Below are 17,672 nucleotides of genomic sequence, written 5' to 3'. Positions count from 1 at the left end.
GTCCGGATAGGTGCACTGCCGACCAGACTCCGCTTAAGAGCGTCGTCATTATCGGGTATTGACGCCGCACCAAATCCGGATTTTATGATACGTGGATACAAAAATACTTTCCGGGGTGCCGAGTGCCAGCAGCCTTTTCCGTAGAGCCACCCACGTCCGCCACTGCAGAGGAGGAGGCGTACAGGCATGTTCAGCGGGCCCTTCGCCTCGGTCGCTTCAAACCGGGCGACCGGCTTATTCCCGAGGAGATTGCGGCCGAGATCGGCATGAGCCGCATGCCGGTGCGGGAAGCCTTTCGGCGCCTGGCTTCGGACGGGCTTGTGGTTCTGCGCCCCAATCGGGGATGTGTCGTCGCCGGACTCACGGTTGATGAGCTGTACGAGATCTTCGAGATACGTTCCGTTCTGGAGGGACTCGCCGTCAGGCTGGCGATGCCGCGGATCGATGAGGAGGAAATCGAAGAGTTCGAGCGCCTGCTCGATCGCATGGAACGCGCGGGCCAGAGCGGCAGCAGCGACTGGGTGGTCCGCCATCAGGAATTCCATGGCCGCATCTGTGCGCTAAGCCGGAGGCCCAAGCTTATCCACCAGATATCGGCGCTGCATGTGGTGATAGAGCCCTACATGCGCATCTGGTTCGACGAGTGTGACAAGCCGCATTCTGCGCGCGAGGAGCATGCCGCTGTGATCGCGGCCCTGCGTTCCGGCGACGAACGGCATGCGGAACAGGTGATGCAAGATCATATTCTCGGCACGGCACCGATGCTGGCCGAGTTCGTGAGTCCGAGCCGGTGACGAACGCCGGCCGGACAAGAATGGCCTCGAACCGGCAATGCGGCCGGACGTAGGAACAGATCGATCAGCCTATCAAAAAAGGGGAACCACATGAAAGTTTGTCGTTTGGCCGCAGTTGCGGCCGCACTCAGCATGCTCGGCTTCATGCACACCGCATTGGCAGAGGACGCGCCCAAGGCCATAACCATCGCCACGGAGGGCGCCTACGCTCCGTGGAACTTCACCAACGCAGACGGCAAGCTCGACGGACTGGAGATCGAACTCGCCAATGATCTTTGCGCGCGGATGAAGATCAAATGCACCATCATCGCCCAGGACTGGGACGGTCTTATTCCATCGTTGAAGGTCGGTAAGTTCGATGTGATCATGGCCGGCATGTTCATCACGGCGAAGCGCCTCGAGACCATCGACTTCACGCAACCTTATGCGATCGATCCGGGCGGGTTTGCGGTCGCCAAGGATAGCGAGCTCGGCAAACTCGGTGTTTCGACTGAAAAATTCAAACTGGATGACGAAGCCGCGTCCAAGGCCGCGATCGACAAGTTGAAGCCGCTGCTGAAGGGCAAGGTGGTCGGCGTCCAGGCGGCGACGACCATGCTCGAATTCCTGAAGAAATACTTCGGCGACACGGTGGAAATCCGCGAATACAAGACAACCGAGCAGCATGATCTCGATTTGGCGGCGGGCCGCATCGATGCAATATTCGCTCAGAAGACAGCACTTGCCGCGACGCTGGCAAAACCTGAATTCTCCGGCTTCACGCTTGCAGGTCCGGGATTTGTCGGCGGCCTGTTCGGCGCCGGAACGGGTGCGGGACTGCGCAAGGAAGACACCAAGCTCAAGGAGATGCTGAACGACGCGATCAGCGCCGCGATCGCTGACGGCACCATCAAACGCATCTCGGAAAAATGGGTGAAGACGGATGTGACGCCGGTCAAGTAGGCGCTGGCGGACCCGTCCGGCGGATCGGCATTGATCGACTCGCCGGGCGGCACGCTGAAGCTTCGGTTCACATGATGGATACATTGCATATTCTTTCCCTGGGCAAGGGCGGCTGGGGCGGCGCCTTGTTGCTGGCGGCGGGCGTGACGTTTGCGCTTTCCGTCCTCGGCTTCCTGCTCGGCGCCGTCTTCGGCGCAGTGGCAGCAGGAGGCCGGCTCTCGACGAGAGCTCTCCCGTCATGGCTCGCCAAGGGCTATGGCACGGTGTTTCGGGGTGTACCCGATCTGCTGACGATCTACCTGCTGTATTACGGCGGCAGCATTGCGCTGACGCAACTCGGTAAATTCTTCGGCGGCGCCGGCTTTATCGGACTGCCGGCATTTGCGACGGGCGTCTTGGCGATCGGCATCATTTCGGGCGCTTATCAGGCCGAAGTCTATCGCGGCGCGTATCTCGCCGTCGATCTCGGCCAGTTTGAGGCTTGCAAGGCGCTCGGCCTGTCCCGCTTCCAATCCCTGCGCCTCGTCATCGTGCCGCAACTGATGCGGCACGCCCTGCCGGGACTCGGCAATGTTTGGCAGCTCGTGCTCAAGGATTCGGCCTTGATCTCCGTGATCGGCTTGGTCGAATTGATGCGGCAAGCTCAGATCGGCGCTGGATCGATGCGGGAGCCCTTCGTCTTTTATATAGCTGCCGGTACGCTTTACTTCCTCATCGCTGCCGTGACCGGTTCGGTCTTCCGCTACGGCGAGGCTCGGGCGTGGCGAGGCATAGTCCACGCATGATCGATTTCGCCTTCTTTGTTGAGATCATTCCCACCCTTCTCTCAGGCTTGCCATTGACGTTGCAGCTTGCCGGCTCGTCGATCGCCATCGGCTTCGTCTTGGCCCTGCTGCTCGCACTGGCCCGGCAGGGGAACCACTGGATGCTGGTCCGGCCCATACGCTCCTTCGTGGCGGTCTTTCGCGGCACGCCGCTGCTCGTTCAGATCTTCCTCATCTATTACGGCCTCGGCCAGTTTCGTCCGTCACTCCAGGCGGCCGGGCTCTGGTGGCTGTTCCGCGAGCCGTACTGGTGCGCCATCATCGCGCTCAGCCTCAATACCGCGGCCTATGGCAGCGAGATCCTGCGAGGAGCGATACAGGCTGTGCCGCGCGGCCTGATCGAGGCAGCCTCCGCCCTCGGCATGTCACGCTTCCTGACATTGCGCCTCGTCGTTCTGCCCCTGGCGCTACGCCAAGCCATCCCGAGCTACAGCAACGAGATCATCCTCATGATCAAGGGGACGTCGCTTGCATCGATCATCACGCTGATGGAGGTCACCGGCATCGCGCAGGGCCTCATTTCGCAGACCTATCGGGCCGTCGAGGTCTTCGTGGCCGCTGGCGCGATCTATCTCACCATCAACTTCACGATCATCTCGGCACTGAACGCACTGGAAACGTGGCTCACGCCTTATCGGGTCCGAGCCTGATACGCGTCTGGCGTAACGAGGAGAATTGGCAAAATGCGCAGTGTCGAGAAACCGAAGCGATCCGTTGCCGTGTCGTGTTACGCCATGGCGGCAACGTCGCTTCCATCAGACCAAGGGATACAAAGACAGAATGCGTGATTTCCAATTCCCCGGCCGCTCGCCGGTTCGTGCCACCGAAGCGGTTGCGGCGACGTCGCATCCGCTTGCAACCCTTGCGGCAATCGAGATGCTGCGCTCCGGCGGCAATGCCATGGATGCCGCGGTCTGCGCCGCCGCCGTGCAGGGCGTTGTCGAACCGCAGTCGACCGGCATCGGCGGCGATTGTTTCGTGCTCTACAGCCCGGCGGGGCAAGGCAATGTGCTGGCCTTCAACGGTTCGGGCCGGGCTCCTGCCAAGGCCACGGTCGACTGGTACCTGGACAAGGGCTACAGCGAGCTTCCGAAACAAGGACCGCATGCGGTGACCGTGCCGGGCGCCGTCGACGCCTGGAGCCGGCTGTTGGAGGATCATGGCCGCAAGAGCCTCGCCGAGGTGCTGGCGCCCGCCATCCACTATGCCGAGAATGGCTATGTCGTGCATGACCGCGTCGCCTTCGACTGGGCCGATCCGGAGACCGACCTGTCGGCCGACGAGCATGCCGCGCGCATCTTCCTGCCGGGCGGCACGGCGCCGAAGGCCGGCGATGTCCACCGCCAGCCGGAACTCGCTGCCACCTTGCGGGTGATCGCCAAGCACGGCCGCGCCGGTTTCTACGAAGGTGCGGTCGCCGACGACATGGTGCGCCGACTCAATGAACTGGGTGGGCTGCATAGCCAAGAGGATTTCGCCGCGACCAAGGGCGACTACGTGGCGCCGGTCAGCACCACCTATGGCGGCTACGACATCCACCAGATGCCGCCGAACAATCAGGGGCTGACAGCGCTTTTGATGCTGAACGTGCTGTCCGGCTTCAAGCTTGGCGGCCTCGACCCCAATGGCGCCGAGCGCCTGCATCTGGAGATCGAGGCCGGGCGCCTGGCCTATCAGGACCGCGACCGCTATGTCGGCGACCAGGACCATGTCCCGGTGCCGGTAAAACAGCTTCTGTCCGGCGCCTACGCGGACCGGCTGCGCGCCGGCATCGACCGCGACCGCGCCATGACGCATCTGCCGCGCCTGGAACTGCCCGGCAGCGACACGGTCTACATCTCCATCGTCGACCGTGACCGTAACGCAGTCTCCTTCATCAACTCGACCTACTATTCCTTCGGCAGCGGCGTCGTCGGTCCGAAGAGCGGTGTCGTGCTGCAGAACCGCGGCTCGAGCTTCCGCCTCGACCCGACCCACCCGAACGCGATCGCGCCCGGCAAGCGGCCGATGCACACGATCATGCCGGGCATGGCGACGAGGAACGGCCGCGTGGTGATGCCGTTCGGCGTCATGGGCGGCGGCTACCAGCCGTTCGGTCATGTCCATCTGCTCACCTACATGATCGATTTCGGCATGGATCCGCAGCAGGCGCTGGATGCGCCGCGGGTGTTCTACAATGATGATACTGTGGAGGCCGAACGCGGCATTCCCACCGAGGCGATCGAAGGGCTGCGCAAGCGTGGCCATCGCATAGCCGAGCCGCGTCATCCTCTTGGCGGCGGGCAAGTGGTGCTGATCGACTGGGAAAAGGGAACGCTGACCGGCGCCTCCGATCCGCGCAAGGACGGGATGGCGCTTGGATATTGATAGGGTCGGGTTTTGCCATGACGTCACAATGGCGTGTCGCGGCTGGATTTCGACAGGTTGGAAGGATAGTCGGTGATCATGGCCAGTAGCGAAAATTCCCTTGGGCTCTCCCGCCGTCTGGCCGCCGGCGCTGATGACGCTCCGGCGATCCTGGCACCCGACAGGGCGACGCTCAGCCATGGCGGATTGCGTGGTCTGATCGCCGCCACGGCAAAACAGCTGCATGAGCGCGGCATCGGCCGGGGCGACAGGGTCGCGATCGTGCTGCCGAACGGGCCCGAGATGGCCACCGCTTTTGTCGCCGTGGCGGCCACTGCCTCGACAGCGCCGCTCAATCCAGCCTACCGGGCTGATGAGCTTGATTTCTACCTGACCGACATCGGCGCCAAGGCGATCCTCATTGCGGAGGGCGACACCAGCCCCGCGGTGACGGTGGCCGAACGCCTTGGTATTGGCGTGCTCCGGCTGGTCGCGCAGCCTGACGCACCGGCCGGAAGTTTTATGATCGAGGGCGAGGCGATCGGACCGCAGGCCGTTCCCGATATGGCGCAAGACGGCGACATCGCACTTTTGCTGCACACCTCCGGCACGACATCGCGTCCAAAACTGGTGCCGCTCAGCCATGCCAACATCGCGGCCTCGGCCGCCCATATCGGCGCCACGCTAGGCCTGACAGCCGATGACCGCTGCCTCAACATCATGCCGCTGTTCCACATCCACGGCCTGATCGCGGCCGTGCTGTCGTCGCTGGCAACAGGCGGCAGCATCTATTGCACGCCCGGCTTCAACGCGCTGCGCTTCTTCCAGTGGCTGAGCGAGGCGCAACCAAGCTGGTACACCGCAGTGCCGACCATGCATCAGGCGATCCTGCCTAGGGCGCCGCGCAACACCGAGGCACTGTCGGCAGCGCGTCTGCGCTTCATCCGCTCGTCCTCGGCATCGCTGCCGGCGCAGGTGATGGCCGAACTGGAGGCGACCTTCGGCTGCCCGGTGATCGAATCCTATGGGATGACCGAGGCGGCGCACCAGATGGCCTCGAACCGACTGCCGCCGGGCCAACGCAAACCGGGCAGCGTCGGCGCTGCGGCTGGGCCGGAAGTGGCTGTCATGGCGCCCGACGGGCGGCTGCTCGAACCCGGCGAAACCGGCGAGATCGTCATTCGCGGCCCCAATGTGACGAATGGCTACGAGAAGAACCCGGATGCCAACGCCAGCGCCTTCGCCCATGGCTGGTTCCATACCGGCGACCAGGGCGTGCTCGACGAGGACTTCTATCTGCGCGTCACCGGACGGCTCAAGGAGATCATCAACCGCGGCGGCGAAAAGATCTCGCCGCTCGAGGTCGACGACGTGCTGATGGATCATCCGGCGGTGGCGCAGGTCGTCACTTTCGCCATGCCGCATGACAAGCTTGGCGAGGAGGTGGCGGCGGCAGTAGTGCTGCGCGAAGGTATCAGTGCCACCGAGGGCGACATTCGCAGCTATGCCGCAACGCGGCTTGCCGACTTCAAGGTGCCGCGCAAGATCCTGATCCTGGACGAGATCCCCAAGGGCGCGACGGGCAAATTGCAGCGTATCGGCCTTGCCGCCAAACTCGGACTTTGACGATGAAGGTCACCGTCTTCGGCGCCGGTGCGATCGGCGGCTATCTCGCGGCCAAGCTTGCCATGGCCGGGCGGATCGATCTTTCGATCGTCGCGCGCGGCGCGCATCTGGAAGCGATCAAGGCAAACGGCCTGCGCCTGATCGAGCATGGCCAGGACATTTCGGTCCCCGTCCGGGCCGCCGCCACGGCCGAGGTGCTTGGCGTGCAGGATTATGTCGTGCTGGCGCTGAAGGCCCATTCTCTCACCCTGGCCCTTGACCAGATCGCACCGCTGCTGGGAGACCACACCGCCGTCGTCACCATGCAGAACGGCGTGCCGTGGTGGTATTTCCACGGCGTCGGCGGGCCGCTCGAAGGCACCCGGCTGAACGCGGTCGATCGTGGCGGCGCCATCTGGCAGCGGATCGGGCCGCAGCGCGTCATCGGCTCGGTCGTCTATCCTGCGGTCGAAGTCGATGCGCCAGGCCTCATCCACCATGTCGACGGCAAGCGTTTCTCGCTCGGCGAACCCTCTGGCGAGCGCAGCGAACGGGTCACGCTTCTAGCCGAGGAAATGGTCAAGGCCGGCTTGCAGGTACCGGTCCGTGACGACATCCGCAGCGAGATCTGGGTGAAGCTGTGGGGCAACCTCTCCTTCAACCCGATCTCGGCGCTGACCGGCAGCACGCTGGCCGCGATCGTTGCCGACGAGAGCACCCGCATGCTTGCCCGCACCATGATGCTGGAGGCGCAGGCGATCGGCGAAAGCCTCGGCGTGCGCTTTCCCATAGCGGTTGACCGGCGCATCAAGGGCGCCGGCGATGTCGGCGAGCACAAGACCTCGATGCTGCAGGATCTCGAGCGCGGCCGGTCGATGGAGATCGATGCGCTGGTGACGGCAGTCCAGGAACTTGGCCGGCTGACGGACAAGCCGACCCCGACGATAGATGCCGTGCTGGCGTTGCTGCGGCGGCTGGCGGTGGAGCGCGGGTGTTACGGATGAGGGGGCGCGGATGAGCCCGAAGGATCGGACAAGGCCGTTTATTTTATTGACCCTTTAGTGGACCAGAATCGCCAACGCTCCCGCATTGTTCCGTACAGGCCCGTAGCCGTCACGTGATGCGCAACAGTTCGCGCAGCCGGACCGGCAGTCGCGGCGAGGCTTGCAGTTCCGCACAACTCGCCTCCCATAGCTTCAGATACTCTGCGATCGGTACACCTGTGCGGCCGGGCCAACGGTTGAGTGCGCCCAGCGCCTCGACGCAGTCGGGCGCCGCCTCGTACTCAGTCAGGATGGTCCGGGACATTGCTTGAGCAAACGGATTGAGACCGGGTATTTCGATCTCGCTTCGATGGTCGCCGAACCAGGCGGCGGCGTCGCGGCTCAGCCCCTGGCTGTCGGCGAGCGCGGCGTAGCCCCTGATGATAGTCTCACGATACTCGGCAATGGCATCGCCGAAGGCGTTGTCGCCGGCAAATGGCGGATTCTCCTTCCAGCTTGTCGCCAGGCGCCCCAGGCCACGCAGCGAGAAGGCCTCCACCATCGCTTCCTCGAGCCATTGGCAGGGCGGCGCAGGCTTGGCGTCGGCCTGCCAGCTGTTGGCCGCGACGTGGCCGAGTTCGTGCCCGAACTGGTAGGCAAGCTTCGACCAGTCGCGCTCGCCTATGTCGACAATGATCCACGCCATGCTGGTGCCGTCTGCATGCAACCAGACGGCCGGCGACCCCGAAGGGTGCTCGTCGACGCGCAGCCGTGTCGGTTGGCGGTCAGAGACGAGGCGGACGCCGTCCAGGCAAGCGTGCCGCGTGCGCTCGACGACCTGATCGGCCGCGCGCGGCAGCATGTGGCCCCAATCGCCGGCGAGTTCGATGGGGGCCGAGAGGAGGGACAGGGGCGGAGCAGGTGATGGTGCCATGGCCGCGTCGCTTTGCCCGAGGGCCTCCCGATCCATCAATGCTGCAGGAATCAGGCTTCCGACCGCTGAGCCCGCCAAGAGTGTAACGAAATCTCGTCGTCGCACTGTGATTCCTGATGTCCGACTGCCCAGATTTAAAATAGCATGCTAATTCATCAATGGCGAAGACTCGGGAGGCGATAAGGTATCGGGAGTGGGCGAGGTTATTTTTTCGCAAACCTATAGCGGCGATGGTCTTTCGAGATGGCAGGTGGCGCATGAGATGTCCATTCGCCTTGAGGACGGAGCTCTTGTTGTCTCAGATACCGAACGGCACAGCTGGCATCTCTTGCGATTGCATGATCCAGCTTTTCTTTTTAGAATTGTTAGAGTGAAGTGTCGCGTAAAATTTTGCGTGAATTGCACCACCAATTTCTACATCCACCACTACGGTTCTATTGACGTCGCCGAAATATCTCCTAATGGAAATATTGTAGATAACGGAATAAGTATCAGTCTCTCGGTTGATCATGTCTCTAAGGATGTCTTTGACATCGATGTACATTTTCTAAATCTCCACCCAACACTATCAGTTGGCTGCTCCAACAACTGCAAGCCCGTCTATTCTGGTACCGGACATGAGCAATTTGTCCTCATGAGCGTTCTGGTTGAGACCTTTGACGCAAATGCTGAATTGTCTAGCGTGCCAGCGGAGGAGCGCATCACGATTGTCGATGTCGGCGGCCAAGGGGGCCTGCAGATCCAGTGGATGCTAAGAGCCGATCGGATTACGCCGATGGTTTTCGAACCGATACCGTCGGAGGCAGCCGCCATAAGGGAAACTCTTGGCCGAATACCTGGCGCCCAAGTTATAGAGAAGGCCCTAGCGCATGCCACCGGCACTCAAAAATTACACATAGCTGCCTCATCGGACTGCTCATCACTGAGAGCGCCAAATATAGAGGTGTTGCAGCGGTATTCCATAGGACGACTTTTCACTACGATCGGCACTCAAGAGGTCGAATGTGTTCGATTTGACGAATTTTTCCGAACCCAGAGCGCGCCCTCACCGGACATGGTAAAAATTGATGTTCAGGGCTTCGAGTACGAAGTACTTATCGGATTCGGTCGCCTTCTGGAGTCTTGCCTAGCTATTGAATTGGAAACACACGTCACACCCATATATATAGGTCAAAAATTACTTTGTGATATCGTTTCACTTCTTGATGATTTTGGATTTTCTCTACGAAAGATTAACGAAATAAAGCATTTTGACGGCGATGCGATTGAGTTTGACGCGGTTTTTACCAAGCGGCGTGAAAGGATCATGGCCTCATCGGAGCCGGTAAAGCGAAAATTTGCCGCGATCTCGGACGCATTAGGGCTTGCTCCATATTCTTAATTCTTAATGGTGACGCTCAGAGAAAGTTTTATTGAGAGTCATCAAGTCAATGAGTTCGGTCCGCAGCTTCTCGCTCAGAAAGCTGTTCATCATCGGCAATGACAAGCGGCGGCATGCAGATGAACGCTTGCATCGAGCTATACGCCGCACACATCGCGCAGTCGATACCTGTATCCTCAAGGATTACTCCAGTTCCTGGAAATGGAATAGTTCTTTTTTTCAAAGGCAGGCATTTTTCAAGAAGTTTCTGCGCCCCCCTTGGCGTAAGTGAGTAGGCTTGCAGACCAAAAGAGTGCGCTATCCTAATAAGAGACCGAGAGGATTTGTCAGACTGGAACAAGGGCCCTTGCTTGCTGTATCGACGATCGTAAAATTCAAGCTTAGCTTTCGAGAAACTAAAATCTAACCACAGGAACAACGGATCAAAGAGGAAACCCCACTTTATCATGTCCCAGTCCGCCGGTGCGCTCGAGAGAATGCGGGCGGATTCCGTAAGAAAGTCAAATGACGAACGAACATCATCTTCAAAAATGGTGATTACCTTATTTTCTGAAACCGCCAACTTCCATAGGTTGATGTGAGACAAAGCGCATCCAAGAGAACCTGGAAGGTAAGTACAGTCCTCAGTAATCAATCGTTCCTTTATTAGTTGACCTCTATCAACTGACGCACCGTCAATTGCTGATACCCTCAAAGTATTTCTGACAAGATGCGGGTTATTCTCTTGATATTTAGAAAGTCGAGCAATACTGCGGTCCAGGTTTATCAAGTGAATCAATGGTGATTCAGCTCCGCCACTTGATTGCGAGGCGACAGGCGCAAGGCTAATTGACCCTTGGTCGACATAAGTTCGAGTGGCTAAGCGAGAAGATTTGGCAGCCGATCCTGGTCGTTCGATCAGATCGACCCACTCATCAATCGAGTATTGCCAGTCGAACTTTCGCGCAGCTTCCCTCGTCATATAGCACTTTTCCACAAAGGCAGCGGGATTCTCCTTATAGTAGCGCAGAGTGGCACTGGTGAAGGCCTTGAATTTGCTGGGCTCGATCGGCGCAATGATGCCGCCTCCTTGATAAGCCTTGAGAGGAAAGTGGCCCACAGATGTGCCGATTACAAGCCTTCCCGCAGCCGCCCCTTCCATAACCGATAACGGGCCAGACTCGTTAACCGAACTTGTTACAACTGCATCGACGCTCTGATAGAATATCGGCATATCGTGGAATGAAATCTGGTTTGCAGTTGAGCCGGCCACCTTGAATATCAACCCGGCCTCCTCCGCTGCCGCTTCGGCAAGGTCTCCGCGCTTCCACTCCACACCATACGTCTGTACGGACATTGATGTGGCGTAGCCAACTGTCGTTAGCCGTTCTGGCAAAGGACTAAAGAAGCTCTGATAGTCTATACCGAGCGATGCGACCTCCGGCATTCTCGGTATGCCTAGCATCATCGAGGCTGAATACACCGATTCACTAACTACACCATAATTTGCAAACTTCTCGAATACGTCTTTTCCCTTCTGTTCTACAAGCATACGTATATCGAATTCATGGTGGGAGATAGCAATTATTCGATCGTATGGAACTTGATATCGATCCACCAACGTGGACACTCCATCAAGCGCACTCATCCATACATCGTAGTATTTAGAAAGGTACTCGACATGATCGATGTTATTTATTTGCCAATCAAGTATATCTACAATGAACCCGAGTTCATGTAATTTACGCATTATGTCGTAGTAAACCCTACCGTGCGACCACTTTGTATAGCCATATATCAGTACTCTTGGTCCTTTAGAATTCCTATTCGTTCTCGCCCTTATGACCGGATGAATAATGTAGCCATGGATCCCGCTCCTGTCGAATTCCGGCCCAGCGGCGCGCAATATTTCACCGCCCAAGCCGGCGATCTCAGTGCACCAGTTCTCCGAAGCGACGAATAGCTCCCACGTGCTGCAAACAGGAGCGCTGAGCCTCATCTGACCATCAGGTATGGCCGACAAAAAAACTCCGCCGGACTTCAGCGCCAGCAAACCACGCTCTAGCGGAATCAATTCGAATATCGTGGGATCGACGGCTTGGTTTTCGCGCTGCGACTGTGAGACGGAAAAACAGGTGCCAGAATAGCAGGAGATCGGTTCGGCCGAACCGTTGACGGCATGGATCAGCCGACCCTGCCGGTTTGCACCTCCCGAACGGTTGCCCGACTCAAAAAATGCGTTCGCCGGGCTGCTCTCGACAGGGCCGTGTCGCAACTCACCCGTAAAGGGCTCGACATATATGACGGTGCCGAACGCTGTGAACAGCCGCGCGGGCTTAAAGGACGGACTGTTCATGCGCCTGCCCGCAAGTCGTCTCGGTGTCTAATGAAAAAATCGAGGTTGTCCTTTAGCCGCTGATTGCCCGTATCCAGTTCGAGCGCCCTTTGCCCCCACTCCACCGCCTGGTCCATGACATTGAGGCGCCACGACGCGATCGCACCGAGATCATACAATCGAAAACCCCAGCAGTTCGCTTCGTCCAGATAGCTGCCGGTGCGGTGCGTCTTCTCGATCCCATTGGTGCAGGCCCAGAACAGATTCAGCCAGTCGGCCTTGCTGTGGAACTCCTCGGCCAGGTCGAGCCAGATCTCACGCCGGTGCGGCGCTTCCATCCGGGCCTTGTCCAGCCAGGACAATTTCTGCTCCGGCCGCATGCGCGCGATATAACGCATCGCCTCGGAGCGTTCTTCCGCCCACTTGCTTGTTGGCAATTCAAGGTAGCGCTCGAGCAGCGAAACGGCCCGCTCTTGCTGGTTGGCCCACATCAAGTCCCGTCCGAGCCAGAAGCAGATTTGAGCGTCTTCGGGGTCTTCCTTGTGTGCCACCTCCATCAGCGGCAGGTAGCTGCTCCTTGTTGGCTTGGCGAGGTCCTGCACCTCGAACATGACGATGTCGTTGCTGTTCGCCGTGACTTCCCTTTCTCCGGTGAAGACCAGGGCCTCATGGACAGGCCGCCTGAAGCGATATCCCCAGCGGTGGTGAAAATTCTTCGCCGGCCAGCTTCGCAGCGGCGTCGGGTCATCGACACTTGATCTGTACACCGTCTGACAAAAGAGGGCTGTGGTCTCGGGCTGCCAAGCCGCCTCAAGCTTTGGCCGCCAGCCGGGTTCGAGAAACCGGTCCATGTCCATTGTGCAGCACACATCGACGTCGGGAGGGATCAAGGCCATGGCAGCATTACGCGCGTCGTCGAAACGCCATGGGCGGACCGCTATCCTGTGTACGGTAACGCCGGCAGCGGTCAGCCGTTCCACGGTGTCATCCGTGCTGCCGGTATCGACCACAATGCGATAGTCGGCGTCGACGGCCGAATTAGCCCAGCGCTCCGCGTTTGCGGCCTCGTTCAGCGCGATGGTGTAGACAGCGACCTTCAAACCCAACCTTCCTTTACGCGCGCTGGCTTAAGACCGCGTCCGGCGGACATGCCCGGCGCGACCTTGCGGATAGCGACCAGGCCACCCATCAGCTTGGCCCGGTTCAACTCATAATGGCTGTCGAAGAACAGGATCTCGGCGAACTGATCGGCAAGCGCGCTCACCCCCAGCGGATCGACCGAGCGCGCGCTGCCGTGCTGCTGGATCTCCCGCAGCAGGGTCTTCGTCAGCGTGATCTTGCCAAGGTCCTCACCTGGTGGCTGCCAGTCGAGGTCTTCGAGGAAATACCAACCGCCCTCGGCGAGCAGCGGGAAGAACTCGCGCAGCGTCAACTGCTCGTCGAACGAGGCATGGCTGCCGTCGTCGATGATCACGTCAAGCGACCCAGGTTCGAATTTCGCGGCAACCTCGCGCAGATCGTCGAGCTTGGACTGGTCGCAGACGAACGACTTGAATCTTTCGTTGTTGAGCTGCGAAAAATCAGTCCGGTCGACGCCGATCACCCGGCAGAACGGAAAATAGCTCTGCCACAGGTCGACCGAAGGCGTCTCGGTCCGGATGCCTTGCGCCTGCTTGGTGGACTGGCCGATCTCCAAGAGGAGTTGCGTGGCCAGCCTTCTGCTCGACAACAACCGATCATAAACCCTGGCATAGGCGTGTCGGTTACCGGTGTGCCTGTTCTTGTCAGTGTTAAAGCGGTCGGCGAGGCTTGTGAGGCTTGGAAAGCTGTCGAGCGGATTGATCAGCTGCGAAATTAGCGGCGCGCCCTCGCCGCCCGGACGGGCCTCATTGCGTGCCGTCCACAGGTGGATGCCGAACACCCGCTCGTCGTTCAGATAGTCAGCCAATTCCGCTATCGGCTTCTCGAACCGGTCGATCTCCGTCCAGTCGATCGTGTTGAAGAACATCGGGCTGAACACCCATTCCCGCAGCGCGGCTCCTGGATCGGAGGCAATATAGTCGGACAGCAGCTTGGGGCCGATATCGCCGAACTCCTTGCCGCTGGCATCATGGAAGCGCGAGATCGACATCTCGTACAGCGCCCTGAGGTGGCCGCTGTAGGGTTTGGCGTAGATGACGTTGCCGCAAATGAAGTGGCCCTTGTGCGATCCGCGCCATTGCAAATTGAAGAAATGATCGCCGCGAAAGGGGAAGGGCCGTAGCAGGATGACGTCGGAATCCATCCAAAGCCCGCCATGCTCGTAAAGCACTGCATAACGGAAAATGTCACTGAAATACCTGATCTCTGAGCCCGCTACGATCCGCTCGAAAAAAGCACGCGGCATGACATCGTCGGCATTGCGGACTTCGATCCCGTGCGGAACGAGGAACGTGAGCTTCTCGGGTGCGTAGCTCCACACCCGCACCGGATGGCCTGCTGCCCGCATCGAGGTCGTGGCGGCAATGAGGGTACGATGCTCGGCCTTGTCCGACATCACCTGGTAGAAGCAGTTGATCTGCGGAAGTGCAGTGTCGTCGTTGCCAAGGAAGCGAGAAATCCGGGCGTCGAACTGGCGCGATCGTTCCCGTCGTTCCAGCGGAGAATCGACGTCGCGCAGAAACGGCGCCAGCTCATGAAAGATCTCATCGGTCGACTTCACGCCGCCGGCGCCGAGGTTCTTGCGTTCCGACGGCGCCAGGCTTGCATCACCCACGGCTCCGTCGTCGGTGCGGTAAGGATTGATCCCTGTTTCCATCAGCGGAGAGCCATGCACGGAGGCTAGCGTCAACCCAGACGGCGTATCTGCCTTACCCGATGGCAGGCTCTCCACATCCTCCAGCAGCGACCTCACCTCCGCCTCTTCGACGGTTGCGATCCAGGACTCACTGCCGGCGACGCTGTAGGAAATCAGCAAACGATTTTCGTCCGGGTGCCACGCCAGCCCGGCGGCGAATTCAACGCCCTTTTTGTCGAAGAAGAACGGACGGCTTACCTTTCGCAAGATGTTTGCTTCGTCGAACCAGACGAACCGGTGCAGGTAATAATGTCGCTTCTCCGCGGTCCGCCACTGTACTTCATGGATCAGGGCGAGCCACCCGCCGGCAAATTTGATCAGCTGGGTTCCGCCCCTGAACCGTTGTGCGGCAATCGCGGGAGCGGTCTCGCTGACAGTGGCACCCCGCTCGTCGACGATCCGGGTGGGATCGCATAGGCAGATGAACTGCAGCGTGTCTGCCGCTCCTTCCACCATGCCGAGCTTGACTTGCGGCATCCAGTTCTTTTCGTGCCCTCGCGGTCCGGCCGGACGCAGCACGCGCCAGTCAGCCAGCCGGCAGGCGCCACTCTCGTCGATGCGCGCGACGACCTGCTCGCACCAACCCTCCTGTGTCAGCCCGCGGACGCACGAGACGCCCCACAGCGCATCCCGCCAGGCAAACAGGCGCATGTCCTCAAATCCGAGAACCCGGCCATTAGCGGGCTCCGGCATGTCAACCGGCGGCAAAATCTCGCTTGCGGACTGGATGGCGAGTTCATCGCTCAGTCGAAGCAGAAAGTTGCGCGTGTGAACCGGAGCTCTGGGCGTGTCGTATTGCAGGTTGTCTTCGGCCAAGGTGTAGTTCACCGTCCGCTGCAACAACACGATCTGGCGGCGCCACAGGGTCAGCGACGAGTTTGACGGCCGATAGCCATCGGGCGCCGTGAAGCCGACCGGACGCGCGTTGAAGGACGGCATCACTGTCTTGGCCGGCCGGACATAGAAGAACAGGTTGGACCACGCCAGTTCCCTGGGGCCGTCGCCGATGGTCCGGTTCAGCGCTAGCCAGTTGCAGGCCGCGAAACCGCGGTCCTTGCGCACGGGATCGTGCGCGTAGTTTGCCGCAATGGAAAATTCTTCCAGCAGGCCTGTCGTGTAGATGTGGTCCTCGATGAACAGAATGTCCTGCTCCGGTCGCCTGATCGCCAGCCCCGCTTCGGAAAACAGTACGCTGGCGTCGTTCATCCCCTTCTCGCGGTAGAACCGGGCCAGGTCATAGAGCGGCTCGGCACGATGCGGCCGTTGATTGAAGGCGGCGAGCGCCTGCTGAATGAAGCCAGGCTCGTCGCTGAGTTTGCGCAGACAGCGCGCCTCTTGCAATCGGGCGTTCCACGCCTCCTCGTCCCAGCCGCCCATCGCGGCGCGCTTGGCGTAGGCCACCGCCGCCTCCGCCGTCCGCCCAGCGTCGCGGTAGGACTGCGCCAGGTAGAACCAGTAGCGCTGATTTTCCGGATCCTTCTCGAGGGCCTCCAGCAAAAGCCTGGCATCGCGCTCGAACTTGTCCACTCGGTTCGAGCCGCTGGCGTGGTCCTTGTACCAGGCACCCCTCAGTTCCTGCACGCCACCGGGCACGTCGAGATATTCGTGGGTTACGCCGTGGTAGCGAGCGCCGGCGTCGCGCTTGACCAGCCGCGTGTTCCAATAAGCCAGGCCGGAATCCGACCGCTGCAGCAGCCGGTAGCCCGAACTGTCGAGGTGCTCGCGGAAGCCAGCATCCTCGACCACCAGTTCCATGTCGGCGTCGTCAAACAACAGATAGTCGTAAGCGAGTGGGGAGGCATAGGCATGATCGAGCGCCGCGTTGCGCGCCTGCTCAAAATTATGGAACGGGAATTCGTGCAACTCGCCCGGCAGGTTGCGGGCAGCGAAGAACGATTTGACGAAATCCTGGGTCCCGTCGGTCGAGCCGGTGTCGCCGATGACCCAGCAGTCGATGTGGTCGACAACCGCCCCGAGACAGCGTTGAAGGTTCGCCATCTCGTTCTTGACGATCATGTTGAGGCAGAGGCGCTTGCCGTTTGTCATAGGCTGACTTTCGGCTGCCCGGATGACCGCGTGCTGAGACCGTTGTACGGGCGCCGCGGCGCCGCCTGGGAAAGCGGTCCATTTCGATACGGATTTAGCCGGCCTTCATACCCCATGCACGCTACCCATTGCCTCGGCCATCTGCATGACCTCTGTTGCAAAGATCGGTCGTCCCGTCCCTTTGCAAATGCTAGCTCAGCCCTATCCATTGTTAGCCAGCACTTTCCGCCGCGCAAGGGTCCTGCGGACGCCTTGGACCCAGGCGTTTGCGAACAAACGCTCCGGTCGGCTCAATCGCTTACTTCGCCGTGAGGGGCTCGATGCGAACGAGGAGGTTCCTTTAAGTCTCGGATTTTTCGATGCTTTTGGCCCAAAAGCGCTATTTCGACATCGGCCAAAAATAGTTGGTTTTGGTTGCGCAATTAACAAATCGTAAACAGGTTATTTACAACTTGCTAATTTTATAATTTACTAATGCCTTATGTATGGGAGGGTTTCCGCGGACCGGGCAGTAGGCCTGTCGGTCCGCGCGGTCTGCGAAGCCAGGAGAGTATCTGGAGCAAGTCACTTCGTGCGTGAGGGCGCAGTGAGTGTTTGGTGGCGTGCAAAGAAGACGTCGTACTGCCTTGAACTCAAGGCCAGCGTTTTCCCAACCTGATGTTCCCCA

At 59.9% G+C, this 17,672-nt stretch carries 12 protein-coding genes; 8 read left to right on the top strand and 4 right to left on the bottom strand.

The genetic code is table 11. The features are described from left to right. Positions 1–122: 122 nt before the first annotated feature. The 7 genes from JQK88_RS36410 to JQK88_RS24065 all read left to right on the top strand — a co-directional run bounded on the left by JQK88_RS36410 (position 123) and on the right by JQK88_RS24065 (position 7,515). Positions 123–794 (top strand): GntR family transcriptional regulator, encoded by a 672-nt coding sequence (locus JQK88_RS36410; RefSeq protein WP_203279639.1) that lies wholly within the window; start codon positions 123–125, stop codon positions 792–794. 90 nt (positions 795–884) lie between these two features. Further along, entirely contained in the window at positions 885–1,736 is an 852-nt protein-coding gene (locus JQK88_RS24090; protein ID WP_203279638.1) for a transporter substrate-binding domain-containing protein, read from the top strand. A 71-nt stretch (positions 1,737–1,807) separates the two neighbouring features. Next, positions 1,808–2,521: an ABC transporter permease gene (locus tag JQK88_RS24085; RefSeq protein WP_203279664.1), complete on the top strand. Its 714-nt coding sequence runs from the start codon at positions 1,808–1,810 to the stop codon at positions 2,519–2,521. Then, positions 2,518–3,210, top strand: a complete 693-nt coding sequence (locus JQK88_RS24080) for an ABC transporter permease (protein WP_203279637.1) — start codon at positions 2,518–2,520, stop codon at positions 3,208–3,210. Before JQK88_RS24085 ends, JQK88_RS24080 begins: the two co-directional genes overlap by 4 nt. A gap of 130 nt (positions 3,211–3,340) precedes the next feature. Further along, on the top strand, positions 3,341–4,927 hold the full coding sequence (gene ggt / locus JQK88_RS24075; protein ID WP_203279636.1) for a gamma-glutamyltransferase: 1,587 nt from the start codon (positions 3,341–3,343) through the stop codon (positions 4,925–4,927). 78 nt (positions 4,928–5,005) lie between these two features. Continuing rightward, complete coding sequence (locus JQK88_RS24070; protein ID WP_203279635.1) at positions 5,006–6,532, top strand: acyl--CoA ligase; 1,527 nt, start codon at positions 5,006–5,008, stop codon at positions 6,530–6,532. A gap of 2 nt (positions 6,533–6,534) precedes the next feature. Next, positions 6,535–7,515, top strand: a complete 981-nt coding sequence (locus tag JQK88_RS24065) for a 2-dehydropantoate 2-reductase (protein WP_192250684.1) — start codon at positions 6,535–6,537, stop codon at positions 7,513–7,515. A 109-nt stretch (positions 7,516–7,624) separates the two neighbouring features. Here the strand turns inward: JQK88_RS24065 and JQK88_RS24060 are convergent, their stop codons facing one another. Beyond that, complete coding sequence (locus JQK88_RS24060; protein WP_203279634.1) at positions 7,625–8,464, bottom strand: hypothetical protein; 840 nt, start codon at positions 8,462–8,464, stop codon at positions 7,625–7,627. A gap of 157 nt (positions 8,465–8,621) precedes the next feature. On the opposite strand from JQK88_RS24060, the gene JQK88_RS37220 reads away from it, so the two are divergent. Next, complete coding sequence (locus JQK88_RS37220) at positions 8,622–9,809, top strand: FkbM family methyltransferase (protein WP_203279633.1); 1,188 nt, start codon at positions 8,622–8,624, stop codon at positions 9,807–9,809. A 46-nt stretch (positions 9,810–9,855) separates the two neighbouring features. Here JQK88_RS37220 and JQK88_RS24050 read toward each other — a convergent pair whose 3' ends face one another. From JQK88_RS24050 to JQK88_RS24040, 3 genes are read right to left on the bottom strand one after another with little or no spacing between them, the layout of a single operon-like run. Further along, the gene (locus JQK88_RS24050; RefSeq protein ID WP_203279632.1) at positions 9,856–12,144 is read right to left on the bottom strand and encodes a glycosyltransferase family 25 protein; all 2,289 of its coding nucleotides are present in this window, start codon (positions 12,142–12,144) and stop codon (positions 9,856–9,858) included. After that, complete coding sequence (locus JQK88_RS24045) at positions 12,141–13,223, bottom strand: tetratricopeptide repeat-containing glycosyltransferase (RefSeq protein ID WP_203279631.1); 1,083 nt, start codon at positions 13,221–13,223, stop codon at positions 12,141–12,143. Before JQK88_RS24045 ends, JQK88_RS24050 begins: the two co-directional genes overlap by 4 nt. Then, a complete protein-coding gene (locus JQK88_RS24040; protein ID WP_203279630.1) occupies positions 13,220–17,005 on the bottom strand; it encodes a glycosyltransferase in 3,786 nt (1,261 codons plus the stop codon). The genes JQK88_RS24045 and JQK88_RS24040 overlap by 4 nt, the downstream gene beginning before the upstream one ends. Positions 17,006–17,672: the final 667 nt, after the last annotated feature.

The organism is Mesorhizobium caraganae (assembly GCF_016836705.1).
Lineage (GTDB): Bacteria > Pseudomonadota > Alphaproteobacteria > Rhizobiales > Rhizobiaceae > Mesorhizobium > Mesorhizobium caraganae.
This window is presented reverse-complemented; position numbering and strand designations above follow the sequence as displayed.